This window comes from Bacillus sp. 1780r2a1, assembly GCA_024134725.1.
Lineage (GTDB): Bacteria > Bacillota > Bacilli > Bacillales > Bacillaceae_H > Priestia > Priestia aryabhattai_A.
Map to the genome: position 1 here is coordinate 1,720,817 of CP099863.1, position 26,333 is coordinate 1,747,149.

Genomic DNA, 26,333 nt, shown 5'->3' on the forward strand with positions numbered 1-26,333 from the left:
CTGCGTTGACAGCAAGTTCTAGTCATTCTTGCATTTGCAAATCCTGCTTGCAAGTCTATAAAGAGAGTCAGCGTGAAGAGTAGTACTTCCGCTGACTCTCTTTACTTAATTAATCAATGCTTGTAAGGGAGCAGGAATTCGTCCACCGCGATTTACCAATCGTTCAGAGCTGTAAGGATTAACACCCATAACTGGCGCTCGGCCTAGAAGGCCACCGAACTCGACCATTTCACCTTCATTTTTACCGGGTACAGGAATAACACGTACAGCCGTTGTTTTTTTGTTAATCATTCCAATTGCCGCTTCATCAGCAATTATTCCGGAAAGCGTAGCAGGACTAACATCCCCTGTTAAGGCGATCATATCTAAACCAACGGAACATACGCAAGTCATCGCTTCAAGTTTTGACAGATTTAGAGAACCATCAGTAATTCCTTTAATCATCCCATTATCTTCACTTACGGGAATAAAAGCCCCGCTTAGCCCACCGACGTAAGAGCTAGCCATTGCACCACCTTTTTTTACAGCATCGTTCATAAGTGCTAAAGCAGCAATTGTACCGTGAGTGCCCACACGTTCTAAACCAATTTCTTCTAAGATTTCAGCAACGCTGTCGTTAATAGCATTAGTAGGCGCTAGCGATAAGTCCATGATACCGAAGGGGACGTTTAGTCGCTCAGCTACGACGCGTCCAATTAACTCACCAGCGCGCGTAATTTTGAATACCGTTTTTTTAATTACTTCAGATACTTCACCTAAATCAGCGTTAGGATGACGTTTTAATGCATTTAAAACAACACCAGGACCACTAACACCTACATTTAAGACCACTTCACCTTCACCGGATCCGTGAAAAGCTCCGGCCATAAATGGATTGTCTTCAACAGGATTACAAAAAACCACAAGTTTTGCACAAGCAATGCCGTCACGATCTTTTGTACGTTCCGCAGCTTCTTTAATAATAATACCGAGCTGTTTCACAGCATCCATATTAATACCCGTACGAGTGGTAGCTACTGAGATGGAAGAACAAACGCGTTCTGTTACGCTAAGAGCTTCAGGCAGCGCGTCCAGTAGCGTTTGATCACTTTTTGAAATTCCTTTATGAATAAGAGCTGAGAAGCCACCGATAAAATCAACGCCAACCTGCTGTGCAGCGCGGTCTAGTGTTTTAGCAAGGGTAATTGTTTCTTCAACCGTTGCATGGCCTAAAATCTCTGCGATAGGAGTAATTGATATGCGCTTATTGACAATTGGAATTCCATATTCTTTTTCAACCTGTTCCGCTGTTTCTTTTAATTCGCCTGCATATGAAACAATTTTATTGTAAACATTTTGATTCATTGTTTCAAAGTTAGAATCTGCACAGTCTCTTAAACTAATACCCATTGTTACTGTACGGATATCAAGGTTTTCCATTTGGACCATGCGGATGGTTTCCATCATTTCTGTTAAGGCAATGCTCATATTAATTTCTCCTTTATACGCGGTGCATAGCTTGGAACGTTTCTTCAAGCTGCACGTGAATTTTTAAACCAAGCTCTTCGCTAATGTTATTTAAAGAATGTTGTAGCGAGTTTAGTTCAGTAGTTGATACATCGACAATCATCATCATTGTAAAAAAATCTTGTAATATTGTCTGACTAATATCGAGAATATTAACACCTTGATTTGATAAGATAGTTGTGACGCTCGAAATGATACCTACTTGATCTTGTCCAATTACGCTAACCACAGCGCGCTTTTGTTGCATAATAATCACCTCAAAAATAATATAGAAAATAAAAAAAGAGATTGGAAGAATCCAATCTCGAATAGGTCATCGAATAACATACGTATGTATCGTTACTCTTCTGTCCTTTTGCCTGAGATTGTGAATCCTTCGGCGCCGCCTGTGCGGTCTCTCCAGAAGCTGCTCCTGTTGTAGTGTTATCCACAACAATCATTGCTTGGGGAATATTCAACTTAGTATTGGCTCAAAAACCAATAGAGAAATCATATCAACAAAGGAAAGGATAGTCAACTTTTTTGAACATTTGTATTATTTTATCACGTGTACGTAGGGAGGCTGGGGGTGCTTTGAAGTCCTTTTGCTTAAGGTGGTATGTCACAGTTAAAAGTAGAATAAGCGAAGGGGAAAAGGTACGATTTTTATAAAAATAAAAAAGGAAAGCGTATAGAAGTCGCTTTCCTTTAATAATTGTTGGCTTACTCGTCTTCTCCAGAAGGACGAGTTGTTTGAGTAGCAAGCGTGTCCCAAAAGCTTGTATCTGCTTTTTCTATTGAGCCATCCGCAATAGCTCGTACAGTTGAGTCTAAAGTAGTGATTGTTTGTTTAATTAAATAGCCGTTGCTTTTTTGACCAAGTACATATGATTCGTTGTTGTGATCGGACATTCCGCGCATTTCAAAGAGAAGGGTTGCAATACCATACTCAGTCGCAGCGCCGTTACGGCCAATCGCGTTATCAGAACCGCCAGCATATTTACCAAGGTGTCCCCAACCTTTTGAGTCAACGGAATGAAAGACAACAGACCCTAGCTTTTTCGATTTCTCAACCACTTCAGGCTTTACCTGGGGATTTGTTGGATAAAGAATAGAACCGGACACAAGTTTTCCGTCACGTTCACTTTGTGTACCTTGATGATGCAAATCAATCATGTAGTCAATCTTATATTTACTTAATACGTTATTATGAAGAGCCTTTGTTTCAGGTTGCTCTTTTTTTACATGGTCACGGTTTAAGTCTACTTCCATGGCATTATAACGAGTTAAGTGACGATCTCCGCTTGCTCTATAGTCATCCAATGAGAAGTTTACGTCGCCCATCGCTCCGTCAGCGTTCAACATTGGTACAATTAAAATATTTACATTGTCAAGAATTCCTTTTGTTTTATTAGTCCCTAGGTGTTTAATAAACTCTAGAGTTCCTTCAGTCGTTAGTTGTTCATTTCCATGCTGCTGTGTTAAAAACAAAATGGTTGGGTTGTCTGGATTTGATATGTACTTGACTAAATGAATGTCGCGACCTTTTACAGTTTGTCCAATGACTTCAAGGTTCATTGCGCTTTGTTTTGCTTCTTGCGTTTTTAAGAAGTTTACCATTTCTTCATATGTATGGAGAATTGACGTGTTGATCGTTTCATTTTGACCAACGTTTGGACCGTTTCCAACAGCTTGAGCAGGTAGTGTAGTTGATGTAAATACCCCTAATGTCATAATACTAGATAATGATAATACCGTGATTTTCTTTTTCAATGTCATCCTAATTCCCCCAAGATATCAGATTATACGCTATGCCTGTACACACAGCGCTACTCTTTTATAATAGAATAAGTAGTTAAAAAAGGCATGAGCTTAAAATACTGTATTTTGAGAATATTTTAATGAGAAGATTAATAACCTATTGCAATCATACAAGCAAGTGGAAGGTAAGCTAGGAGAGAAGGGGGGAGTAATGGTAGTGCTGAGTGAGCTAAACTATTGATTATCATCATAGGTAGAATAAAAAGTTAGGTATTATAGGAATACTATGCTATACTAAGTTTACCATTTTCTTTACCAGTTACTATCTGTGTTTTGATTTTCCCTATTCATTCGTGAGTAGGGTTTTTATTATGTCCAAATTTTGTTGCAAATTAAAAACAGACTCTACAAGTAGAGTCTGTTCATAGGTGTCTGTATTAATTATGCTTTTTGAACGTTAGTAGCTTGAGGTCCACGTTGACCTTGCTCAACTTCAAAAGTTACAGCTTGACCTTCATCTAAAGATTTGAAACCTTCGCTTTGGATTGCTGAGAAATGTACGAATACATCGTCTCCGTTTTCGCGCTCGATGAATCCAAAACCTTTTTCTGCGTTAAACCATTTTACTTTACCTTGTTCCATAGTTGTTGCCTCCTCGTGTGCTTTGCACACATTGTGTTACTATTCTTGCTCAAATCTTCAGACGAAAGTTGTTAACTTGTCAATCCTTACCGAACAAAAATAATTCTTCCTAAGCATAACAGAAACAAATCAGTATTGCAAGTAAAGGGAGAAATAACTACGTACTTTTATCAATTTCACTCATTCATCCCAGTTCTTACTGCTGATTTTCTCAATAATCCCGTGCAAATCCCCAGGCTTATGAAACTCAATCGGAGACGCACCTTTTTCAAACAGAATCGATTCCGCTTCAATTAACGCCACATAGCGTCCGTTTACTTTCGCTAAGTGAATATTTTCCCCGAAATCCGCTAACAGTCCTTTAATCTCCGTTTCGCCAAGCTTCATTTTAAGCTCGGCATCAGGCGTATGTTCGACGATATGAGCAGCAGCTTCCATAACTTGATGGGTATCCAAACGTTCTTGAAGCTCACGCTTTTCACTTGTTGCCCACAGTTCCATGTCCGACTCAAACTGTTCAAGTTCTACGCTTTCTGCTTCAAACGTTTCGCTGACGTGTTCACGCACCATATCCATCACTTGTGTTTTCATAATCTCAGGCATCGGCTCGTTGTAGTCAATGAACTTTAAGAAGTCTTCAAAGTAACGGGCGTGAGACGCTTGGTGAATGACGAGTTCGCTTTCTTCCACCATGCCTTCTTCAGGCATGTAGGGGTATTGAATAGACTTCATGTTCTTGGTTGTAATGGCCATTTCTACATGGCGAATGAGTGTTGACTCATCGGTAATTGAAGCTACTTTTGGTTCGAAATCACATTTTAAAATAAATACAAACGCATGATCGAAATATTTGCGTGGTACAGCGGATATAACTAAAAAAGCACCGCCTCGCACGGCTGCGGTATCTAAATATGCGTGAATAAACTGTTCGCTATTTTCCTCAAACTCTTCTTTTGTCGTTGCGAAGCGCGTGCGATGAAATAAGTTAAAGTTAGGGTTAGAATCCAAAGCGTGTCCAGGTTCTGTGACAAAGTACCCGAGTTTTGTGGGAACTTGTTCAGCCTTTGGGTGACGTTCAACCTTCCGTTTAACAATCTTTTTAAACTCACCGTCTAAAAAGTCTTTAATTGAGCTCTCTTCATACTCTTCTGTATCTAGCGTCTGAAAATGCTTGTAGCGTTTGTCTGCTTGTTCGTCTTTACCGTCTACTTGAATGACGTAAAATGATAAGAAATTAATTTTAAAATCCATAGCTTCACCTTGTTTCATTAAGAGTTCATCATTTCAGTATAGTGGAAAAGAGAAAAAAGCGTCAATGATAAATAAAGCATAGTTAAACTTGAAAAAACGAAACTTTCTAAAATTTACAAAAAACAGTATAATAGGTAACGAGAGTCTAGTAAAAAAGGGAGGGAATTGTATGACTGTAGAATTACATACGAATGAAGCGCCTACTCGTCTGAGGAGTAGACTTTCAAAAGTTGGACCTGGATTAATCACGGCTGCAACGGGTGTTGGAGCTGGGGATTTAGTTGCTGCATTAGTAGCAGGGGCGACGCTTGGCATGACGTTCGCATGGGCTATTGTCGTAGGAGCCATTTTAAAGTATTACTTAAATGAAGGTGTAGGAAGATGGCAACTGTCAACTGGACAAACTATTTTAGAAGGCTGGAATTCAATGGGGAAATGGGCTACCAGCTATTTCGGAGTATATTCAGTTCTTTGGGGATTTGTATTTGGAGCCGCTGTTTCATCGTCGTGTGCTTTAGCCATGCATGCTTTATTTCCTCAGCTCCCGCTTTGGGCATGGGCGATTATTCATGCACTTATTGGTTTTATACTAGTTTGGAACGGGAGATATGCATTAGTTGAAAAGCTGATGACTATTTTTGTTGGCATCATGTTTGTTACGGTTGTAGGAACTGCCATATTGCTTTCTCCAAATCTAACAGCACTTGCTTTAGGCATGGTGCCAAAAGTACCTGAAGGCTCTTTGATGAACGCTTTGGCTTTAATTGGAGGAGTAGGTGGCTCTATTACAATGGCTTCGTATGGGTATTGGATTCGTGAGAAAGGTTGGAACCATCGTTCTTGGATTTCAATTATGCGTCTTGATTCAGCAGTTGCATATATTGTAACCGCTATCTTTACGCTATCTCTTCTTGTCGTAGGAGCGGAGTTTTTATTTGGGACAGGCATAACATTAAGTGGTGAGCAAGGTCTTGTCCAGTTATCGAGCATGCTAGGTGAGCGTTTTAATGAACCAATGCGCTGGTTATTTTTAATCGGTTTTTGGGCAGCGTCCTTTACGTCATTGTTAGGCGTATGGAACGGTGTGCCATACCTATTTGCTGACTTTGTTCGTATTATGAAAAAAGAGCCAAAAAATCCAGGGGTGGTCGTGGAGAAAACAAAACCATATCGTGCGTATTTAATCTGGTTAACATTCCCTTCCATGCTTTTATTGTTTATTGGAAAGCCTGTTGGCCTTATTATGGCTTACGGTGCGTTAGGGGCATTATTTATGCCGTTTCTAGCTTTATCATTACTTTGGCTTTTAAATTCAAACCGAGTAGAAAAACAATATCGTAATCCATTATGGAATAACGTTATGCTGGCTGTTTGTATTTTATTATTTATTGTACTAATGATAAACGAACTGCGTAATATATTTTAATTATATATAGAAGAGAACAGTATAAATGAAGAAACTCTTCATTTATACTGTTCTAACATAGCAAAAAAGGATTTAACAAACTCATAAAAGATTTGATCAGAGGGTGCTAAATTTCGGTTTCTTGGGATAATCATTCCAACTGTTCGTTTCACTTCAGGAGTATGGATAGGAATCTTTGTTGTGAATCTTGGCGTTGTTTCAGAGACCGTACTTTCAGGTAAAAGTGTAATTCCCATACCTGCTGAGACTAGACCTTTAATTGCATCTAAATCTTCACCTTCAGATGAGATATTCGGCATAAATCCAGCTTGCTTACAAGCATCCACGGCAATCTTACGAAGCACAAATCCATTTGGGAATAAAACGAAATCTTCGTTACGTAGATCACGAAGGCGTAAATTTTCCTGTGTTGCTAAGGGATGACTTGAAGGAACAAGTGCCAGTATCTTTTCCGTAAATAAAATATGCCCTTCAATATCTTCATCGTCTACAGGTACAGGGCCTAAAAAAGCAATATTAATATCTCGCTTCTTAACGGATTCAATAAGAAACTTATAAGAACCTTGTCTTAAGTGAAAAGCAACGTTTGGATGACTCTCTTTAAACGCAGATATAATCGTAGGTAAAAGATGACTTGATAAACTGGTAGGGAATCCGATTTTAATCGTTCCTCGCTCAGGATCTAAATATTCATCCACTTGCTCTTTTGCATAATCAATTGCTTTCATAGCCGTTTCCGTATGTTCTAGAAATAATTTTCCAATCGACGTTAACTTTACATTTCTTCCTTCTCTTTGAAATAACTCCACGCCCAGTTCATCTTCTAAATTGGCAATTTGTCGGCTGATAGCAGACTGTGCAACGTGCAAATGTTCAGCCGCTTCAGATACGTGCTCACGTCTGGCAACTTCCATAAAATAGCGTAATTGTCTAAGTTCCATTGGCTTACTCCTCCTCTATATCTCGAAATGAGATTGGTTTCATCTAAATTATATATTGTTTATATTAATTTGAAAACTTAAAATATAACCAAGTGGTCTTAATAAATAGATAAAGAAAACGAACGGGGGAGAAAAAAATGACATACAATCAAATGCCGAAAGCTCAAGGTCTCTACCGTCCTGAGTTTGAGCACGATGCATGCGGAATCGGATTATATGCTCACTTAAAAGGAGTGGCATCGCACGACATCGTAAAAAAAGGACTAAATATGCTTTGTCAACTAGATCATCGTGGTGGTCAAGGAAGTGATCCGCTAACGGGTGATGGAGCGGGATTAATGGTTCAAATTCCACATGACTTTTTTACAAAAGCATGTACTGATTTTTCATTACCTCAAAAAGGTCGCTACGGTGTAGGCATGATCTTTTTCTCAAATAATGAGCAAGAACAACAAGAAATCGAAGCGTATATCAATGCTTTAATTGAACAAGAAGGGCAAGCGCTGATTGGTTGGAGAACTGTACCAACAAATGTCGGAAAAATCGGAAAAGTCGCGAAAGAAAGCTGTCCGCACGTGCGCCAAGTATTTATTGGTGCAGATGAAAGCATTACAGATGATTTGGCGTTCGAACGCAAATTATATATTATTCGTAAACAAGCTGAGTATTGGGCAGCAGAGCGTAAAAACCGCGTTTACTTTTCAAGTTTATCTAGCAGAACGATTGTTTATAAGGGTTTATTAACACCAGAGCAAGTAGATGCGTTTTACCTTGACCTACAAGATGAAAGCTTTACATCTCCGTTTGCTTTAGTGCATTCACGCTTTAGCACAAATACGTTTCCGAGCTGGGAGCGCGCGCATCCAAATCGTTATTTAATTCACAACGGCGAAATTAATACGCTTCGTGGAAATCAAAATTGGATGAAAGCACGTGAGCAGCAGTTCGTTTCAGAAGCTTTTGGTTCAGATCTTCATAAAGTACTGCCAATTTTAGATAGCGAAGGCAGCGACTCGTCCATTCTTGATAATGCACTTGAGTTTTTCGTGTTAGCAGGCAGAAAGCCAGCGCATGCTGCAATGATGATGATTCCAGAACCTTGGACTGAGAATCCTCATATGTCTGATGAGAAGCGTGCATTTTATGAGTACCATAGCGCTCTTATGGAGCCATGGGATGGACCGACTGCTATTTCATTTACTGATGGAAAACAGATTGGTGCAATCTTAGATAGAAATGGATTGCGTCCAGCGCGTTATTACGTGACAAAAGATGATTATATTATTCTTTCTTCTGAAGTAGGAGTTATTCCAGTAGAAGAGGACAATGTTCTTTATAAAGAGCGTTTAAGCCCAGGAAAAATGTTGCTAATTGATTTAGAAGAAGGGCGCATTATTTCAGACGAAGAAATTAAAGCTGAAATGGCGCAAGCAGCACCGTATCAGCAGTGGTTAGATGAGCAGATGGTAAAGTTAGCTCACTCAGCTGATGAAAAGCCGGAATCTTTTGACGATTTAGTTGTGCGTCAAAAAGCATTTGGCTATACGTATGAAGACATTCATAAATATTTACTACCGGTCGTGAATGAAGGTAAAGATCCGTTAGGTTCAATGGGAAATGATACGCCACTTGCGGTTCTTTCAGATCGACCTCAATCGCTATTTAATTATTTTAAACAGTTGTTTGCGCAAGTAACGAACCCTCCAATCGATGCAATTCGTGAGCAGCTTGTTACTTCAACAATGACGCTGTTAGGTGCAGAAGGTAATTTATTGCATCCAACAGAAGAAAATAGTCGCCGCATCCAGCTAGAAACGCCAGTGTTAACGAATGGACAGCTTCAAACGTTAAAAGAAGATAGTATTAAAGGTTTCAAGAGTGCTGTTCTTTCAACAGTATTTAAAGATGACTTGAAAACATCTTTAGAAGGCTTATTTAATAATGCAGAAAAAGCAATTGTAGAGGGTGCTAGTATCTTAATCCTGAGTGATCGAGATATTAATGCTAACAGTGCTGCGATGCCAATTTTATTAGTTGCAAGTGCTCTTCACCAGCATTTAATTCGTCGCGGAAGTCGTACAAAGGTCAGCTTAGTTATTGAATCTGGAGAAGTTCGTGAAGTACATCATTTTGCAGCTTTAATTGGTTATGGAGCAGACGCAATCAACCCTTATTTAGCATTTGCAACGTATGATTATGAAATTGCAGCTGGTAATTTAAAAACGTCTTATCAAGTAGCGGTAACAAAGTATGTAAAAGCAGTTACTGAAGGCGTTGTAAAAGTAATGTCTAAAATGGGAATTTCTACTGTGCAAAGTTACCGAGGAGCTCAAATCTTTGAAGCAGTTGGAATCGGTGAAGAAGTTATTGCAGCTTACTTTACAGGTACAGCATCTCAATTAGGAGGAATTGGTCTAGACGTTATTGGAAGAGAAGCGCGTACACGTCACCAATTAGCTTATGCTGAAGCATACGAGCAGACTTTAGAGTCGGGAAGTGACTTCCAATGGCGAAAAACGGGTGAGCATCATGCGTTTAACCCGAAAACGATTCATACCTTACAATGGGCTTGTCGAAAAGGTGATTACGATTTATTTAAGCAGTTTTCCGAGGCTGCAAACGAAGAGCGTATTGGGTTCTTACGTAACCTGTTTGCCTTTAAACAAGAACGTCCAGCTCTTTCAATCGATGAAGTAGAATCTGTGGATTCTATTGTTAAACGCTTTAAATCAGGCGCTATGTCGTTTGGTTCTTTGAGTGAGGAAGCACACGAAGCATTAGCCATTGCAATGAATAAATTAGGTGCTAGAAGCAATAGTGGTGAAGGTGGAGAAAATCCAAGACGCTATGAGCTTGATGAAAACGGTGATAACCGTCGAAGTGCCATTAAACAAATTGCATCAGGACGATTTGGTGTGAAAAGTCACTATTTAGTAAATGCTGATGAGTTGCAAATTAAAATGGCTCAAGGAGCTAAACCAGGAGAAGGCGGACAGCTGCCAGGAAACAAAGTATATCCATGGGTTGCAGATGTTCGTGGATCTACTCCGGGAGTGGGATTAATCTCTCCTCCACCACATCATGATATTTATTCAATTGAAGACTTGGCTCAGCTTATTCATGACTTGAAAAATGCCAACCGTAATGCTCGTATTAGCGTTAAGCTTGTATCAAAAGCAGGTGTTGGAACGATTGCTGCTGGTGTTGCAAAAGGTGTAGCAGATGTAATTGTTATTAGTGGATACGACGGTGGAACAGGTGCGTCACCAAAAACGAGTATTAAACATACGGGCCTACCTTGGGAGTTAGGTTTAGCGGAAGCTCACCAAACTCTAATGTTAAACGGCCTTCGCGAGAAGGTAGTGCTAGAAACAGACGGAAAGCTAATGACAGGAAAAGACGTTGTTATGGCAGCACTTTTAGGTGCAGAAGAGTATGGGTTTGCTACGGCTCCACTAATTGTATTAGGCTGCATCATGATGCGTGCTTGCCATTTAGATACATGTCCTGTTGGTGTAGCAACACAAAATCCAGAGCTTCGTAAAAAGTTCTTGGGTGAGCCAGATCATATCGTAAACTATATGCGTTTTGTTGCACAAGAAGTTCGTGAAATTATGGCGGAGCTAGGGTTCAAAACAATGGAAGAGATGGTTGGACGCACAGATGTGCTGCATGTTAGTGAGCGTGCACAGTCACATTGGAAAGCGCAGTACTTAAATTTGACAACACTTTTACATCAAGTAGATGGTGTGCGTACGTTTAAGACACCTCAAAATCATAAAATTGATCAGTCTCTAGATGTGCAAAAAATCTTACCTGCTGTACAGCAAGCGATTGAAGAGCAATATCAAGTGGACCTTTCATTAGATATTCATAATACGAATCGAGTGGTAGGTACGGTTGTTGGTAGTGAAATTACCAAACGTTACGGTGAGCAAGGATTGGCTGAGGATACGATTACGCTTCGCTTCTCAGGTTCAGCTGGCCAAAGTTTCGGAGCATTTATTCCAACTGGTATGACGCTCCATTTAACAGGTGATGCCAATGACTATATTGGTAAAGGTTTGTCAGGTGGAAAAATCACGGTATCTGCACCAAAGCAATCTACTATCGTTTCAGGTGACAATGTTATTGTTGGAAACGTTGCTTTTATCGGTGCAACAAGTGGAGAAGCATACGTAAGTGGTAGAGCAGGTGAGCGATTTGCAGTTCGTAACAGCGGTGCGCATGTTGTGGTGGAAGGTATCGGGGATCACGGCTGTGAATATATGACAGGTGGTCGAGTTGTTGTTCTGGGAACTGTTGGTAAAAACTTCGGAGCAGGTATGTCAGGTGGTATTGCATACGTACTGGCAGATGATAAAGACGAATTTAAGAAGCTTTGTAATCAAGAAATGATTGGTTTTGAAGGTTTAGAAGCTCATGAGGCAGGCGAAGTAAAAGCGATGATTGAGCGTCACCTTGAATATACAAATAGCCAAAAAGCAGCCTTTGTTTTAGAGAACTGGTCACAAATGATTAGTAAGTTCGTAAAAGTTATTCCAAATGATTACAAGCGTATGATTACTCGTATTGAAGAACAAAAAGAAGCAGGGCTTTCTGAAGAGGAAGCAATTATGAGCGCATTTGAAGAAAATGCACAGCAAGAAAAGAAGTCAATTTCAAAACAACAAGAAGCGGTAGCTCAGTAAGAAAGGGGAGAGTAAAATGGGAAAACCAACAGGATTTATGGAAATTAAACGTGAAAAAGGCAAAGAAAGAGATCCTTTAAAACGTTTAAGTGACTGGAACGAATATGCTGCTCCTTTATCTGATGAGGCACTGAGTCGACAAGGAGCACGATGTATGGATTGTGCAACTCCATTTTGTCATATGGGGATGGATATTAATGCTTTTACATCGGGCTGTCCAATTTATAATTTGATTCCAGAATGGAACGATTTAGTATATAGAGGTCAGTGGAAAGAAGCACTTGATCGTTTAGTAAAAACAAATAACTTCCCTGAATTCACAGGGCGCGTCTGTCCAGCGCCTTGTGAGGGATCCTGTACATTAGCTATTTCAGACCCTGCAGTTTCAATCAAAAATATTGAACGAGCAATTATTGATAAAGGGTTTGAAAACGGTTGGATTACACCGCGTATTCCAGAGAAGCGTACGGGGAAAAAGGTAGCCATTATCGGTTCAGGGCCAGCTGGTTTAGCAAGTGCAGATCAGCTGAACCAAGCAGGACACTCTGTAACTGTATATGAGCGTGCAGATCGTCCTGGTGGCTTGCTAACATACGGCATTCCTAATATGAAGCTTGATAAAGAGGTAGTGGCAAGAAGAATTCGCTTATTAACGCAAGAAGGTATTGATTTTGTTACAAATACAGAAGTGGGCAAAGACGTAACGCGCGAAGAACTTCAAGAGCAGTACGATGCGGTTATCCTTTGTACGGGTGCTCAAAAGCAGCGTAATTTAGTCATTGAGGGTAGAGAAGCAAAAGGTATTCATTTTGCAATGGACTATTTGACAACGACAACAAAAAGTATGCTAGATTCTAATTTTAAAGACGGTCAGTATATCGATGCTAAAGGCAAAGATGTAATTGTCATTGGGGGAGGGGACACAGGAGCAGACTGCGTAGCAACAGCACTACGTCAAGAATGTCGTAGCGTCGTTCAATTTGGTAAACACCCTCAGCTTCCAACAGAACGTACATCTGATAACATGTGGCCAGAGTACCCTCAAGTGTTTAATCTTGAATATGCATATGAAGAGGCTCAGGCAAAGTTCGGAGATGATCCGAGAGAGTATTCAATTCAAACAAAAAAAATTGTCGCTGATGAAAATGGTCATTTAAAAGAGCTTCATACAATTCAGATGGAGAAGCTTGTTGATGAAAGCGGTCGTTATACATTTAATGAAATTCCAGGAACAGAAAAAGTTTGGCCAGCTCAACTGGTCTTTATCGCAATCGGTTTTGAAGGGCCTGAACAACCTGTTCTTGAGCAGTTGGGTGTTGAAACGAAAAACAACAAAGTGGCTGCAGCGTACGGAAAATATACAACAAATGTTGAAGGTGTATTTGCTGCCGGAGACGCACGTCGTGGTCAGAGCCTTATTGTATGGGCTATTCATGAAGGTCGCGAAGTAGCAAAACAAGTAGATCACTACTTAATGGGAGCTACTGTACTGCCATAACATTCAAAAAGAGGACTACACTGTAGTCCTCTTTTTTTAGCGTGGGTTAGGCCCACCAGGCCCAGGATTCTTGCGGAGATGCTCAAAGGCAACGGTTAAAACGGTTGTGGTAATACGAGCTTGTGAAGCAGGGGACACGCTATATAACGCCATGAGCTCAAAAATCCACGGTTCTCTTCGCTGAAGCTGTCGGTATGCTTTCTCAACTTTTTGGTTAATGGTTCCTGTAAAGCTATTATAGTTATCATCTACAAACCTTACAATTGAACGAAACAAGTATTCGGTTAGTTTATCGTCCATGCCTCCGCGTTGTGCTTCACGATAAATGCTTCGATATTGCCTTTTTAAAATTTTCATCACGCGGTCGACGTCTTTAGTAGCGCGCATAAACTCAACTTGGTGAGTTAAGTATGCATACTGATTCTCATCATATCGGTATGGTTCCTCGTAAGACGTATTAATTGTTGGTACAGCATAGGTGTATTGAGGCATTGTGTGATAGTTTGGAGTATAGTCTGGGTAGCTCCAGTGATAATAATACATTCATTTCACTCGCTTTCAATTAGTGTAAAGTAAATAATCGTTTATCAATTAGTAAACGGGATGGTTTGTGTACTGGTGAAGTTTTTCTAAGTAATATCGAGGTGTTTTAAAGTATTCCCAGGTACTGTAAGCTGAATTTTTTGTGAAAACGTTAATATAAATAGGTGTATCAAGAAAAGTTTCTTTGGCAGGTAAGCTACTATAATAGCAATCAAAAGCTTTTAACAAGTCAACTTCAATTGATGCTTGTAGCGGTTTGATCCCACTGGAAGGAACAGAGAATGAGCCAAGTATAGAAGTACATTGATTTTTGTAGGATATACTGTTTTGTTCCTTAATAAGGTCAAAATCAGTTACTATCCATGTCTCATACGACGCAACAGCAGGACTTATAAAAGTAAGTCTTAACTCCCAAGCGTTTATCATCTTTATCCCACCCTATAATCTTTACCTATACTTTTTATACAGAAAGAGGTAAAATTTAACTATAGTGTTTTCACCTAGATAATCATCCATAACATATAAATATGACGGGAGATTGATAGTGTGAATGTCCAAATATTTAATGGTAAAAATGAAAACTGGTTGACAACGAAAAATCCAGCTCAGCTTGCTGCAGCTATGGTTGATGGCAACATCGGCTTAGCACCGGTTTCCTGGGGGAATGAACAAGAAAAAACAGGATGGTATCATATGTATCAACCTCAAGAGATTACGGGAGTTCAAGTTAGAGATAGAGTAGAAGATGGAAATATCGTTCTTAGAATTCCTGATAATTGGAATGGAAAGCTAGTTGCTGCCGGTATTCCAGCTACGCGGGGTGAGACGTCAACCGACTTATTGTTTAGTGACTATGTGCTAGCTAAAGGGTATGCATTTGTAGCTTCTGATAAAGGAACACCGGGAAAGGATAAAGAAGGTGATCCATTCGCGAAAGCCAAAAATGCTTTATCAATAGAAGGGGCTTCACTTGCTAAATGGAATAGGCAATTTCGTGCAACGGTATGCTACGCTCAAGAATACTTGCTTACGCACTATAAGACAGTTCAAGTAGCATCTGAGATTCCTACATATGGTATGGGCATTTCAAATGGTGGCTACGTTATTCGATATGCGATAGAAAATGACGGGAAAAACGGTGAGCCAAAGCTCTTTAACGGAGCTGTAGAGTGGGAAGGTGTACTTTGGAGAGCAGAAGACCCTAATTTAATTACATCTCTTACAAAGGTTATTCAGTCTGCAAAGGCTGCTTTATATGATGGGAACTCTGAAGCAGTCCATTCTTTATACGAAGCGGGATTACCTAAAGGAACAGAATTTTTATGGCCTTATCACGATCAATATTATTGGTTTTTAACACTTAATATTTATCGAGATCATTTTGATTCTCAAGCCCCTAAAAGACTACAGTGGCCTGAATACTTAGCTTTAAATGAGCAAGGTATTCGTGACCGGTCCCATGATTATATCTTTGAAAAGTATAGTTACGCAAAGCGTCCACAGAAAGTTAAAGACAAAGTGAAGGAAATTGAAAACACAGGAGAACTTACAGCGCCTTTAATTAGCGTAACGGCAGCATATGATGCCCTTATTTTCCCTAGTGTACATGCGTATCCTTATGAACAGCTAGTAAAAAAAGCAGGTAAAGCTAAATTGCATCGCCATTACGTGATTGAAAATGGAAATCATATTGATGGACTTGTATGGAATGAGAATGTAGACCCTAACCGCAAGCTTCAGCCTATGCTTCCATACGTATATCAAGCATTTGAGCTGCTTATTAAATGGGTAGAAGATACGGTAGACCCACCTGAAAGTCATTTTGTTCATGCGCCTACTGAGCCTTATAAAATAACGAACTTAAAAACAAAGCAACATATGAATCCATTAACAACGCAGGGATAGGCTTAATGCCTTCCCTGTTTTTTAATGTTTAAAATTCAGAGAGAGTGGAAGATACAGAATAAGAGCATATTAACTATTTAATAGATAACGAGGAGTGGACCTGAAATGATGACGCATAAATTGTATATTAACGGACAGTATACGGACTCAAAATCGAGAGAATTAATTGAAGTGATAAACCCTTCAACGGAAGAAGTTATTTCAAAAATTTATAAAGGTACAGAAGAAGATGCAAATAAGGCAATCGATGCAGCATACGAAGCGCAAAAGAAATGGGAAAAAGTCCCTTCGGTGGAGAGAGGGAAAGTGGTTCGGAAGCTTGGGAATCAAATAAAAGAAAAGCGTGAACGTTTCGTACAACTACTTATGGAAGAGCAGGGAAAAAGCAAAGATCAAGCTGAAGGAGAAATTGACACTGCCATTGAATATTTTTATTACATGTCAGAATGGGCTCGGCGTATTGAAGGAGAAATTATTCCAAGTGATCAACCAAATGAAAACATCTTTTTGTACAAACGTCCAATTGGCGTTGTGGCAGGGATAGTACCTTGGAATTTTCCGATGTTTATTCTAGCGCGAAAAGTAGCAACAGCTCTGATTACCGGATGTAGCATTGTTTTAAAACCAAGTCAACAAACACCAAACACAGCTGCTGAATTTACAAAGATTATTGCAGACATGAAAGAACTTCCCGCCGGAGTATATAATTTTATTACAGGAACAGGGTCTACAATTGGGACAGCGATGGCAAGCAATCCGAAAGTAGGGATTGTTACAATGACGGGCAGCGTTCCAGCGGGTACAAAAGTGATGGAAGCAGCAGCGAAAAACATTACCAAAGTTAACTTAGAGCTCGGCGGCAAAGCACCAGCCATCGTAACAAAGAATGCAAATCTAGACGTTGCGGTTAAAAGTATTAAAACATCTCGTCTTACGAACGCAGGCCAAGCTTGTACAAATGCTGAGCGCGTATATGTTCATGAAGACGTTGCTGAAGAATTTATTAAAAAGATAACGCAGGAAATGTCCAATGTGAAAATTGGAAACCCTTTAACAGATGAAGACGTGGAAATGGGACCGCTTGTAAGTAAAGAGCGCCTTGAAACAGTAGAAAAGATGGTAGAAAATGCAGTAAAGCAAGGTGCCGAAATTCAAACAGGTGGCAAACGTTTAGAAAAAGAAAAAGGTTATTTCTATGAACCTACCGTTTTACTCAACGTGACGCAGGACATGGAAATCATGCAGGAAGAAGTCTTTGGCCCAGTTTTGCCAATTATGACTTATAAAGATCTAGATAAAGCCATAGAGCTAGGGAATGATTCAAAGTATGGTCTTTCCTCATCAATTTACACGGATAATATTCATGAGGCAATGAAAGCAGCAAACGAGTTGAAATTCGGTGAGACATTTGTAAACAGAGAAAACTTTGAAGCCATGCAAGGGTATCATGCTGGTATGAGACAATCAGGATTAGGGGGAGCTGATGGTAAGCACGGTGTAGAAGATTTTCTTGTTACGCAAGTCGTTTATATGGAATATAATAAAGATTTTTCATAACCTCTATCCAAGTTTGTGGCTGGGGCGTAAGTATTTTAGCTAACGAGATATCCGAACTATTAGAAGTTAACCACTTTTGATAGCTCGGATATCTTTTTTTATTTCAAAAACAAGTTAAAAGGACCATTTCGTTATGCCTTAGCTCTTTTTTGTATACGATGAGACCGAATTTCTTGAATTTTCCTGTTAATTTGGTATGATAAAATACAATGTGAAACATTTTAAAAAATATGAAACTACATGAAATATAGTTCGTATTTACATATATACGAAATACATATATTTATACACCCTTAAGGAGGAGTGAGTTTTTAAGCTTTTAAAGCTAACAAATAAATCAAGATAAATTAGGGAGTAGATCGTGTGAAAATGCCGCGTTTCTTTAAAAGTGGATTAGGAATTTTATTGTTATTATTAATTTTATTTATGCTGTCAAAAGTACAGTATATCTTACAGCCAATTGGGGTTATGATTACAACTATCTTAGCTCCAATTTTAATTGCAGGGGTTTTATATTACTTACTAAGCCCTATAGTTCGGTTAATTATGAGAGCAAAAATCCCAAAAACATTAGCTATTCTATTTGTTTTTCTTTCATTCATTGGTCTTTTAACCGGTGGAATTGTGTTTTTATATCCTATTATTCAGGAACAGCTGTTGTCCTTAGCAAATTACCTTCCAACGCTTGCGAAAGACGTAATGAATTTAATTAAAGATCTTCAACATTCACCGTTTACCGCTCGCTTTGCGGAAGAAGCAACAAAGTTTGATTTAGAGCAACGTTTAACCGATATACTTGGTAACGTGGGAGATATGGCAACAACAATTGGTACAAGTACGTTAAAAATCTTTGACTTTTTAACTAGTACAATTATTGTTATTATTACCGTTCCATTTGTATTATTTTATATGTTAAAAGACGGAGAAAACTTACCTAAGCGAATTGTTCATTTAACACCAAAGCGCTACCGTCATGATATTGACGAAATTTTAAGTAAGATAAACACAGGACTAAGTGCATTTATCCAAGGGCAAATTATTGTCAGTATGTTCGTTGGAGTTTGCGTTTATATTTGGTATTTATTAATTGGGTTAGATAATGCACTTGTGTTAGCCCTAATTGCATTATTTACGAACCTTATCCCGTTTATTGGCCCGTTCATTGGGACTCTCCCTGGTGTTATTATGGGCTTAATTCAAGATCCGTATATGGCGCTTTACGTTATTTTAGGTGTGTTAATTATTCAACAAATTGAAAGTAACTTAATTTCTCCTCAAGTAATGGGAAGAAAGCTTGACGTCCACCCTGTAACCGTAATTTTACTGTTATTAATAGCGGGTAGCGTAGTAGGGTTCTTAGGGTTGTTATTGGCACTTCCGACGTATACAGTTCTAAAAGTAGTTGTTAGCCACATTTATGGTAGACTAATGGAAAATGACGAGTAGAATAAGCGACGTGTGTGATGTATATCATACACGTTTTTTTGTAGATATTATCCGTTTATTTTTGAATTATAGATAAAAAGATAATAGTTTTTTATAAAAATGTTGAAAAAATACGAACTTTTGTGTTAGATTATTTAATATAATTCGTAGATAAAGATTTGGAAGGAGCCGTTTTACATGACAGCAACGATTATTAAAGGTAAGGAAGTAGCAGCAGAATTACGTGCCGCTTTAAAAGAAGAAGTCGCACAGTTAAAAGAGCAAGGTGTTGTACCAGGACTTACAGTTATTCTAGTAGGTGATAATCCAGCTTCACACTCTTATGTAAAAGCTAAAGCAAAAGCATGTGAAGAAATTGGTGTGGCATCAGAAGTAATTAAACGTGATGTTAACATTACAGAAGAAGATCTATTACAAGAAATTCAACAGCTTAATGAAAGTGAAGCTGTACATGGGATTTTAGTACAGCTGCCATTACCAAATCATATTGATGAAAAAGCTGTGTTAAACGCGATTTCTCCTAAAAAAGACGTAGATGGTTTCCACCCCGTAAGCGTTGGAAATATGGTGATTGGAGACGAGTGCTACCTTCCATGTACACCACACGGCATCATTGAGTTAATCAAGCGTTCAGGTGAAGAAATTTCAGGTAAACATGCAGTTGTAATTGGTCGCAGCAACATTGTTGGAAAGCCAGTTGCTATGCTGCTTCTTCAAGAGAATGCAACGGTAACGATTGCTCATTCACGCACAAAAGATTTATCAGCAATGATTAAACAAGCTGATATTTTAGTCTCTGCCGTTGGGCGACCACGCTTAGTAAAAGCAGAAGACCTAAAGCCAGGTGCTATCGTTATTGATGTTGGAAACACGATGGAAAATGGAAAGCTTGTTGGTGATATTGATTATGAACCAGCAAAAGAAGTAGCAGGATATATTACTCCAGTACCTGGTGGTGTTGGTCCAATGACAATTACGATGCTATTAAAAAATACAGTTGATGCTGCAAAAACAATTAACGGTTTAGTGTGAAAATAAAGGTTTCAGCCATTTGGGTTGGAACCTTTTTTTATTTATTTTTAAAAAGTATATTGACTTGATAATGATTATCATTAATAATTAACGTGTAGTCATTAGAATATACATAGAGGAGAAAATGGGGCATGAACAAAAAACTTACACAACTTTTTAGTTTGCTAATGGTTTTAACGCTTGTGTTTTTAGCAGGCTGCGGAGTATCAGAAAACAATCAATCATCAAGTGAGAAAAAGAGTAATAAAAAGGAAGGTCCAGAGGTTGTAAACTTATATACTAGCCGTCACTATGAAACAGACGATGCATTATACAAAGCGTTCACGGAAGAAACGGGTATTAAAGTAAACGTTGTCAAAGGAGAGGAAAACGAACTGATTGAACGTCTTTCTCGAGAGGGACAAGCAACAAAAGGTGATTTATTCTTAACGTCTGATGCCGGTCGATTACACTGGGCAAAAGAAAAAGAATTGCTTCAAAATGTAGAAAGCGAAACATTAAATAACAATATTCCTGCAAACCTTCGTGATAAAGACAGCGAATGGTTTGGTTTAACAAAGCGCGCACGTGTAATTGTTTATGCAAAAGATCGTGTGAAGCCAGAAGATTTATCAACATATGAAGCATTAACAGAGCCAAAGTGGAAAGGTAAAGTACTTGTAAGGCCTTCTGAAAACGTTTATAACCAGTCGCTTCTTGCTTCGTTTATTTCACTAAACGGTGAAGACAAAGCAAAAGAGTGGGCGAAGGGAATTGTGAAAAATATGGCGCGTGATCCCCAAGGAAATGATCGTGACCAAGCAAAAGCGGTTGTTGCTGGTGAAGGTGACGTTGCTATTATGAATACGTATTACATCGGTGTAATGAAAAACTCTACAGATCCAGAAGAAGTAAAGGTAGCAGATCAAGTAGGCGTGTTTTTCCCGAACCAAGAGACAGATGGTACACACATTAACGTCAGCGGTATTGGTTTAACAAAGCATGCTAAAAATAAAGAAAATGCGATTAAGTTAATGGAATTCTTGTCTAGCGAAGAAGCGCAAGGGAAATTTGCTGAAGCAAACTATGAGTACCCAGTTAACCCGAACGTAGAGCCATCTGAGCTTTTAAAGTCATGGGGAGAGTTTAAAGAGCAAGACCTAAACTTATCTGAGCTTGGTGAAAAGAATGCTGAAGCTGTTAAGCTATTTAATGAAGTAAGCTGGAAATAAAAAATAGATACTCTTTATGCCGTATTTCCGTTTGGAGGTACGGCACTATCTATTTATAGTAAAGGTGGGGAGAAGTAATTGAACTTAATCAGGCAGGTAAAGATTCAGTTTAATACGTGGTCATTTTTTAGCTTTTTGTTTATTACTGTTGTATTGTTACCGATTTTCATTATGAGCGTTCAATTTTTCTCAGAACCTAGCGAAAATTGGACTCATATTAAAGAATTTTTACTAGCAAATTACTTAATAACAACCGTTACACTTGTCAGTGCGACGGCTATATTTACAGCATTTATTGGAGTAAGTACAGCGTGGCTTTTGTCAGCATATGACTTTCCAATGCGTTCATTTTTTAAATGGGGCCTTATCTTACCCTTAGCCATCCCTCCTTACATTGGTGCGTACACGTATCATGGGATTTTAAATTATACGGGTGTGATACAAGCAACACTGCGTAATTCATTTGATATCACCGTTAATCAAAAATACTTTACTATCATGAACGTACCAGGAGCCATCTTTATTTTCACTATTTTTTTATATCCTTATGTTTATATTATTACGAAGAGTTTTCTCGAAAAGCAGTCCGCATCTTTAATTGAAAATGCTAGACTTTTAGGAAGTAGTCCGCTTCGCTTGTTCTTTCGCGTCGTGTTGCCTATATCACGTGCCGCCGTTATTGGTGGCGTCAGCTTAGTAAGTTTAGAAGTGCTAAACGACTTTGGTGTAGTGAAGTACTTTGGTGTTCAAACGTTTAGTACCGCTATTTTTCAAGCGTGGTTTGGCATGAGTGACTTAGGTTCAGCCATCAAGCTTTCCGGGATGCTTATGCTCATCGTAGTTGGTTTACTTACAATTGAAAAGGTCCTTCGAGGACGCAAGCGGTTTGGGTATTCAACGACAAAAGTGAGACCTTTAACACCCGTTCGGTTAAAAGGTGTCAAGGCTTGGGGAGTTTTTTTATATTTTCTACTTATTTTTATGGTTTCTTTTCTCATTCCGTTTGCACAATTAACTCAATGGGCGCTTATGACGTATGAACAAATTTTAAATCAAGAATTTCTGCAGTTAATTTGGAATTCAACATCAGTAGCTTTTATTTCAGCAAGCATTATTATTGTTATTGCCTTAGTGGTTGGAAACTTCACAAGACTTTTTCAAGGTGTGCTTTCAGCAGTCTTTTCAAAGGTAATTATCCTTGGATATTCTGTACCAGGAGCCGTTATTTCAATTGGTGTATTAGCACTGTTTTTGATTCTTGACCAACAGCTTTTCACTCTGTACGAACAAATGGGTAAAGAACCCACTTTAGTACTAAGCGTCAGTGTAGCCATGCTCATCTTTGCTTATGTTATTCGCTTTTTATCCATTGGATACAACTCAGTCGAAGCTGGCTTTTCAAAAGTGGGCGTAACGTTTACAGAAGCATCTAGAACATTAGGAATGAGCATGACAAAAACATTTTTTAAAGTCGATATGAAGCTTATCAAAGGAGCCATTTTTGGCGGATTTATTCTCGTCTTTATCGATATTTTAAAAGAGTTAACTCTAACTTTAATTTTACAGCCTTTTAATTTTAGTACGCTAGCGACGAAAGCATTTGAGTATGCAGGAAATGAAATGATTCATGAAGCAGCAGTATCATCAATGCTTATTATTTTAATTAGCGGGGTATCTATTTTCTTTTTTCATAAAGTACTAGAAAAGGAGTAAAGCTTATGTATGTACAGGTCAATAATTTATCTTTTCAATATCGGAACGCTTCAAAAGAGACAATAGAAAATTTTAACCTCGAGATCATGAAGGGAGAGGTTGTGTCAATACTCGGACAAAGTGGTAGTGGAAAAAGTACCGTTCTTCGCCTACTGGCTGGACTGGAAGTTCCAAAGACAGGTCAGATTATCATTAATAGTCAAACGATGTGTGATTCACGTGTGTTTATGCAACCTGAAAAAAGAGGAGTGGGTCTTGTCTTTCAAGACTACGCGTTATTTCCCCATATGAATGTGGAAGAGAACGTCAAGTTTGGATTAAAGAAAATGACGAGGAAGCAAAAGTATGCAAGAATTGATGAAGTCTTGGAACTTGTTGGATTAACAGAGTATGGAAAGCGTTACCCGTATGAACTAAGCGGTGGACAGCAGCAGCGCGTAGCATTAGCTCGGGCGCTAGCACCATCGCCGTCTTTACTGATGTTTGATGAACCTTTTAGTAACTTAGATACGGACTTACAGCACCGTATACGAGATGAGCTTAGAGTAATATTAAAGACAACAGGCATAACATCAATTTTTGTGACTCATGATCAAACGGATGCTAAGAAATTAGCAGATCGGGTTATTGTAATGGAAAAAGGTAAAATTATTAGAGTTGGAAAGCCAGAAGAGCTCTTAACGAGAGCCGTATCTTTGGGATAAAAAACAGCCACTTGTTGTAAGGTGGCTGTTTTCTTATTGTCGTATAATGCAGATGAAGAGAATACATTAAGTTGAAACCAAGTGTAAAGGGAGATGGGAAAATTGATTACGCTGCCGCTTCTTGTATACTCTCAACGCATCGTGAAACCGAAATTAGACGTTGTTTACCCAGTTATTCATGGAATGGCTAATCAAGCAGTTCAGTATAAAATGAACGCTAAGCTATTAAAACGAACAAACGAATTAATTGTTCAACAAGGATACGGAGAAAATCCTGATACGACCGAAACGGGATACTATGAATTGAAAAACAATCAGCGTGATGTGCTGAGCTTAATGCTCATAAACTATGCTTTTTCAGGTGGCGCTCATGGGTTAACCGTTGTCGTACCTATGACCTTTAACACCAAAAATGGAAAGGTCTATAAATTAAAGGATTTATTCAAGCCTAATAGCAATTATGTTCAGCGCTTATCTAAGCTCGTGGAGGTACAGATTAAAGAGCGCGATATTATGGTTCTCGGAGAATATACGGGAATTAAGCCAGATCAAGACTTTTATATCGCGGATAAATCGCTTGTATTATTTTATCAGCTCTATGATTTAGCACCCTATGCATATGGGATTCCTTACTTTCCCATTTCTATTTATGATATTCAAGATATAATCGCAGACGAAGGACCTCTTGGTCAAATGTTTGGATAAGGTTACAAAAAATTTCGGTGAGGACGAACGTAGCGCTTTACTTCTGCAGCTAACTGCTGACGAAGGGATTTATTTGATACCGCATTTGCAATATCTTTTGGTACAGGAAATATTCCAATGGAAGTAACGTGCACGCGTACGTCCCCTTCAAAAAGAGTGTCCCCTGCTTTTGTTTTAATCTTTGTGAAAACAAGGGCTTCTTTTGTCGCAGGTTTGTCTATTGAATAAGAGTCTTTAATATGAAATCGAAATGCATAATCTTCGCTCATAAATAGCCTTCCTTTTTTCATTTTTGTTTTATTATATTCACTAGATTCAAGCTATGTAAAGGATAAGTGTGTACGTTAATAACTGTTCATGTTTAAAAAAATGATGCATACATTAAAACGATAATAGAAAAAAGGAGACGATAAACGGATGGCTCATGAACAAGACGAACGTAATTATGAAGCGCCTTATATGGTAACCCAAGTCGATCCTTATGTATTTGCGACTCTTGAATCAGTTAAAGGTAAAGAAGTAGTTATTGAAACCGTACGTGGAAATTTACGTGGAAAAGTTAAGGATGTTAAAATTGATCACGTTGTCATTCAATCAAAAGATTCTAGCTTTTTTGTACGTATTCAACAAATTGTTTGGATTATGCCTGAATAATAAGTAGGGAAAAAGTGCACCTCAATTGTTAGATGGTTTAACGGTTGAGGTGCACTTTTTTTGTATAAAAGTTCATTTGGCGAATGAGACAACCTTATGACTTCATACATCTTAATGGATGGAATTTTTTAGAGACAGAGTGGAGGAATGCGCTATGTTTAAGCGGATTGATAAATTATTAATTGATTTACCAGAGCCGAAAAATCCAGATCCCAACGCTGCTGCCGCTGTACAAGAGCTATTAGGTGGGAAGTTTGGAGAAATGTCTACGCTAAATAACTATATGTATCAGTCGTTTAATTTTCGTACAAAGAAAAAGCTGCGTCCATTTTATGATTTAGTCGCGAGCATTACAGCAGAAGAATTTGGGCATGTAGAACTCGTCTCTAATACAATTAATCTTATGTTAGAAGGATCTACGTTTCCTGGTGACCCAGACATTACGCCAATGCAGAATGCAAAGGATGTACGTAATACCCAGCATTTTATTGCCACTGCGCAAACAGCTTATCCGTTTGATTCTATGGGAAAGGCTTGGACAGGAGAAAATGTCTTTAATAGTGGAAATTTAATTCTGGACTTATTGCACAATTTCTTTTTAGAGTGCGGGGCAAGAACCCATAAAATGAGAGTATATCAAATGACGGATAACCCTGTTGCCCGTGAAATGATTGGATATTTATTAGTTCGTGGTGGCGTTCACGTTGTGGCATACGCCAAAGCGTTAGAGATTGCAACCGGAGTGGATGTTACAAAACTAGTGCCAATTCCAAATTTAAGCAATAAATCGTTCGATGCTGCTAGAAAATATGAAGACCAAGGTGTTCATCGCCGTCTCTATACATTCAGTGATGCTGATTATATGGGAATTGCGAAGATTTGGAAAGGTACGCACCCAGAAGATGGTGGGAAGCTAGAAGTCATTGAAGGAACGCCTAAAGGAGGGAAAATTCCAGACTTAGAAGAAGTAACTGAAGAATTTGCTCCGGGAATAGGTCCAGATGAGTTCGCAGAGATTGCAAAGCGATTACAGCGTAACGCAGGACTATAGTGATAAGCAGGTGTAGATTACACCTGCTTTTTTTTGTAGATAAATAGTTAACCTAAGAAGATTGTTCATAATCAGTTCATATTCGTCTATTACACTAACTCTACAATCAATAAAGGA

Annotated in this window: 22 protein-coding genes and 1 riboswitch; of the genes, 13 read left to right on the forward strand and 9 right to left on the reverse strand. The window is 38.7% G+C overall.

Annotation, left to right across the window (positions count from 1 at the left end; translation table 11 throughout):
* Positions 1-105 precede the first annotated feature (105 nt).
* The 5 genes from NIZ91_08650 to NIZ91_08670 all read right to left on the reverse strand — a co-directional run bounded on the left by NIZ91_08650 (position 106) and on the right by NIZ91_08670 (position 5,139).
* The gene (locus tag NIZ91_08650; GenBank protein USY56706.1) at positions 106-1,467 is read right to left on the reverse strand and encodes a PFL family protein; all 1,362 of its coding nucleotides are present in this window, start codon (positions 1,465-1,467) and stop codon (positions 106-108) included.
* Between the two features lie 13 nt (positions 1,468-1,480).
* Positions 1,481-1,753, reverse strand: coding sequence for an ACT domain-containing protein (locus tag NIZ91_08655; protein USY56707.1), 273 nt, complete (start codon positions 1,751-1,753; stop codon positions 1,481-1,483).
* A gap of 90 nt (positions 1,754-1,843) precedes the next feature.
* Positions 1,844-1,919, reverse strand: a riboswitch (glycine riboswitch).
* Between the two features lie 289 nt (positions 1,920-2,208).
* Complete coding sequence (locus tag NIZ91_08660) at positions 2,209-3,264, reverse strand: carboxypeptidase (protein ID USY56708.1); 1,056 nt, start codon at positions 3,262-3,264, stop codon at positions 2,209-2,211.
* Between the two features lie 423 nt (positions 3,265-3,687).
* Positions 3,688-3,888, reverse strand: a complete 201-nt coding sequence (locus NIZ91_08665) for a cold-shock protein (protein ID USY56709.1) — start codon at positions 3,886-3,888, stop codon at positions 3,688-3,690.
* 180 nt (positions 3,889-4,068) lie between these two features.
* Entirely contained in the window at positions 4,069-5,139 is a 1,071-nt protein-coding gene (locus NIZ91_08670) for a DUF3900 domain-containing protein (protein ID USY56710.1), read from the reverse strand.
* Between the two features lie 169 nt (positions 5,140-5,308).
* On the opposite strand from NIZ91_08670, the gene NIZ91_08675 reads away from it, so the two are divergent.
* A complete protein-coding gene (locus NIZ91_08675; GenBank protein ID USY56711.1) occupies positions 5,309-6,565 on the forward strand; it encodes an Nramp family divalent metal transporter in 1,257 nt (418 codons plus the stop codon).
* A gap of 38 nt (positions 6,566-6,603) precedes the next feature.
* Here NIZ91_08675 and NIZ91_08680 read toward each other — a convergent pair whose 3' ends face one another.
* Positions 6,604-7,506, reverse strand: a complete 903-nt coding sequence (locus tag NIZ91_08680) for a LysR family transcriptional regulator (protein ID USY56712.1) — start codon at positions 7,504-7,506, stop codon at positions 6,604-6,606.
* Positions 7,507-7,643: 137 nt separating this feature from the next.
* Between NIZ91_08680 and gltB the strand changes: the two genes are divergently transcribed.
* Both gltB and gltD read left to right on the forward strand, forming a co-directional pair.
* Entirely contained in the window at positions 7,644-12,197 is a 4,554-nt protein-coding gene (gene gltB / locus NIZ91_08685) for a glutamate synthase large subunit (GenBank protein ID USY56713.1), read from the forward strand.
* A 16-nt stretch (positions 12,198-12,213) separates the two neighbouring features.
* Positions 12,214-13,695 carry a glutamate synthase small subunit gene (gltD, locus tag NIZ91_08690; GenBank protein ID USY56714.1) on the forward strand — a complete coding sequence of 494 codons (1,482 nt, stop codon included), beginning with the start codon at positions 12,214-12,216 and terminating at the stop codon, positions 13,693-13,695.
* A gap of 36 nt (positions 13,696-13,731) precedes the next feature.
* Here the strand turns inward: gltD and NIZ91_08695 are convergent, their stop codons facing one another.
* Together NIZ91_08695 and NIZ91_08700 are read right to left on the reverse strand one after the other, a co-directional pair.
* Positions 13,732-14,238 (reverse strand): hypothetical protein, encoded by a 507-nt coding sequence (locus NIZ91_08695; protein USY56715.1) that lies wholly within the window; start codon positions 14,236-14,238, stop codon positions 13,732-13,734.
* Positions 14,239-14,286: 48 nt separating this feature from the next.
* On the reverse strand, positions 14,287-14,664 hold the full coding sequence (locus NIZ91_08700) for a hypothetical protein (GenBank protein ID USY56716.1): 378 nt from the start codon (positions 14,662-14,664) through the stop codon (positions 14,287-14,289).
* A 120-nt stretch (positions 14,665-14,784) separates the two neighbouring features.
* On the opposite strand from NIZ91_08700, the gene NIZ91_08705 reads away from it, so the two are divergent.
* The 8 genes from NIZ91_08705 to NIZ91_08740 all read left to right on the forward strand — a co-directional run bounded on the left by NIZ91_08705 (position 14,785) and on the right by NIZ91_08740 (position 24,511).
* Positions 14,785-16,143, forward strand: coding sequence for an alpha/beta hydrolase (locus NIZ91_08705; protein ID USY56717.1), 1,359 nt, complete (start codon positions 14,785-14,787; stop codon positions 16,141-16,143).
* 105 nt (positions 16,144-16,248) lie between these two features.
* Positions 16,249-17,700 (forward strand): aldehyde dehydrogenase, encoded by a 1,452-nt coding sequence (gene aldA, locus NIZ91_08710; protein ID USY56718.1) that lies wholly within the window; start codon positions 16,249-16,251, stop codon positions 17,698-17,700.
* 369 nt (positions 17,701-18,069) lie between these two features.
* Positions 18,070-19,146, forward strand: coding sequence for an AI-2E family transporter (locus tag NIZ91_08715; protein USY57124.1), 1,077 nt, complete (start codon positions 18,070-18,072; stop codon positions 19,144-19,146).
* Positions 19,147-19,323: 177 nt separating this feature from the next.
* Positions 19,324-20,178 carry a bifunctional methylenetetrahydrofolate dehydrogenase/methenyltetrahydrofolate cyclohydrolase FolD gene (gene folD, locus NIZ91_08720; protein USY56719.1) on the forward strand — a complete coding sequence of 285 codons (855 nt, stop codon included), beginning with the start codon at positions 19,324-19,326 and terminating at the stop codon, positions 20,176-20,178.
* A gap of 131 nt (positions 20,179-20,309) precedes the next feature.
* Complete coding sequence (locus NIZ91_08725; protein USY56720.1) at positions 20,310-21,389, forward strand: Fe(3+) ABC transporter substrate-binding protein; 1,080 nt, start codon at positions 20,310-20,312, stop codon at positions 21,387-21,389.
* A 171-nt stretch (positions 21,390-21,560) separates the two neighbouring features.
* Complete coding sequence (locus NIZ91_08730; protein ID USY57125.1) at positions 21,561-23,102, forward strand: iron ABC transporter permease; 1,542 nt, start codon at positions 21,561-21,563, stop codon at positions 23,100-23,102.
* Positions 23,103-23,107: 5 nt separating this feature from the next.
* Entirely contained in the window at positions 23,108-23,806 is a 699-nt protein-coding gene (locus NIZ91_08735) for an ABC transporter ATP-binding protein (protein ID USY56721.1), read from the forward strand.
* Between the two features lie 93 nt (positions 23,807-23,899).
* Positions 23,900-24,511 (forward strand): DUF3298 and DUF4163 domain-containing protein, encoded by a 612-nt coding sequence (locus NIZ91_08740; protein ID USY56722.1) that lies wholly within the window; start codon positions 23,900-23,902, stop codon positions 24,509-24,511.
* 2 nt (positions 24,512-24,513) lie between these two features.
* Here NIZ91_08740 and NIZ91_08745 read toward each other — a convergent pair whose 3' ends face one another.
* Positions 24,514-24,780: a diaminopimelate epimerase gene (locus tag NIZ91_08745; GenBank protein ID USY56723.1), complete on the reverse strand. Its 267-nt coding sequence runs from the start codon at positions 24,778-24,780 to the stop codon at positions 24,514-24,516.
* Positions 24,781-24,928: 148 nt separating this feature from the next.
* Here NIZ91_08745 and NIZ91_08750 point away from each other — a divergent pair, with 148 nt between their 5' ends.
* The gene (locus NIZ91_08750) at positions 24,929-25,165 is read left to right on the forward strand and encodes a YuzF family protein (GenBank protein ID USY56724.1); all 237 of its coding nucleotides are present in this window, start codon (positions 24,929-24,931) and stop codon (positions 25,163-25,165) included.
* A gap of 154 nt (positions 25,166-25,319) precedes the next feature.
* Entirely contained in the window at positions 25,320-26,216 is an 897-nt protein-coding gene (locus NIZ91_08755; GenBank protein USY56725.1) for a manganese catalase family protein, read from the forward strand.
* Positions 26,217-26,333 lie beyond the last annotated feature (117 nt).

What these genes read in the sequence shown, in the direction of transcription:
- NIZ91_08730 (USY57125.1), top strand. Translation starts at nt 21,561, where the DNA reads ATGAGCGTTCAATTTTTCTCAGAACCTAGCGAAAATTGGACTCATATT.
- NIZ91_08755 (USY56725.1), top strand. Translation starts at nt 25,320, where the DNA reads ATGTTTAAGCGGATTGATAAATTATTAATTGATTTACCAGAGCCGAAA.
- NIZ91_08745 (USY56723.1), bottom strand. Translation starts at nt 24,780, where the DNA reads ATGAGCGAAGATTATGCATTTCGATTTCATATTAAAGACTCTTATTCA.
- NIZ91_08675 (USY56711.1), top strand. Translation starts at nt 5,309, where the DNA reads ATGACTGTAGAATTACATACGAATGAAGCGCCTACTCGTCTGAGGAGT.
- NIZ91_08655 (USY56707.1), bottom strand. Translation starts at nt 1,753, where the DNA reads ATGCAACAAAAGCGCGCTGTGGTTAGCGTAATTGGACAAGATCAAGTA.
- NIZ91_08650 (USY56706.1), bottom strand. Translation starts at nt 1,467, where the DNA reads ATGAGCATTGCCTTAACAGAAATGATGGAAACCATCCGCATGGTCCAA.
- gltD (USY56714.1), top strand. Translation starts at nt 12,214, where the DNA reads ATGGGAAAACCAACAGGATTTATGGAAATTAAACGTGAAAAAGGCAAA.
- NIZ91_08695 (USY56715.1), bottom strand. Translation starts at nt 14,238, where the DNA reads ATGTATTATTATCACTGGAGCTACCCAGACTATACTCCAAACTATCAC.
- NIZ91_08735 (USY56721.1), top strand. Translation starts at nt 23,108, where the DNA reads ATGTATGTACAGGTCAATAATTTATCTTTTCAATATCGGAACGCTTCA.
- NIZ91_08700 (USY56716.1), bottom strand. Translation starts at nt 14,664, where the DNA reads ATGATAAACGCTTGGGAGTTAAGACTTACTTTTATAAGTCCTGCTGTT.
- gltB (USY56713.1), top strand. Translation starts at nt 7,644, where the DNA reads ATGACATACAATCAAATGCCGAAAGCTCAAGGTCTCTACCGTCCTGAG.
- NIZ91_08670 (USY56710.1), bottom strand. Translation starts at nt 5,139, where the DNA reads ATGGATTTTAAAATTAATTTCTTATCATTTTACGTCATTCAAGTAGAC.
- aldA (USY56718.1), top strand. Translation starts at nt 16,249, where the DNA reads ATGATGACGCATAAATTGTATATTAACGGACAGTATACGGACTCAAAA.
- NIZ91_08660 (USY56708.1), bottom strand. Translation starts at nt 3,264, where the DNA reads ATGACATTGAAAAAGAAAATCACGGTATTATCATTATCTAGTATTATG.
- NIZ91_08680 (USY56712.1), bottom strand. Translation starts at nt 7,506, where the DNA reads ATGGAACTTAGACAATTACGCTATTTTATGGAAGTTGCCAGACGTGAG.
- NIZ91_08750 (USY56724.1), top strand. Translation starts at nt 24,929, where the DNA reads ATGGCTCATGAACAAGACGAACGTAATTATGAAGCGCCTTATATGGTA.
- NIZ91_08725 (USY56720.1), top strand. Translation starts at nt 20,310, where the DNA reads ATGAACAAAAAACTTACACAACTTTTTAGTTTGCTAATGGTTTTAACG.
- NIZ91_08665 (USY56709.1), bottom strand. Translation starts at nt 3,888, where the DNA reads ATGGAACAAGGTAAAGTAAAATGGTTTAACGCAGAAAAAGGTTTTGGA.
- NIZ91_08715 (USY57124.1), top strand. Translation starts at nt 18,070, where the DNA reads ATGCCGCGTTTCTTTAAAAGTGGATTAGGAATTTTATTGTTATTATTA.
- folD (USY56719.1), top strand. Translation starts at nt 19,324, where the DNA reads ATGACAGCAACGATTATTAAAGGTAAGGAAGTAGCAGCAGAATTACGT.
- NIZ91_08740 (USY56722.1), top strand. Translation starts at nt 23,900, where the DNA reads ATGGGAAAATTGATTACGCTGCCGCTTCTTGTATACTCTCAACGCATC.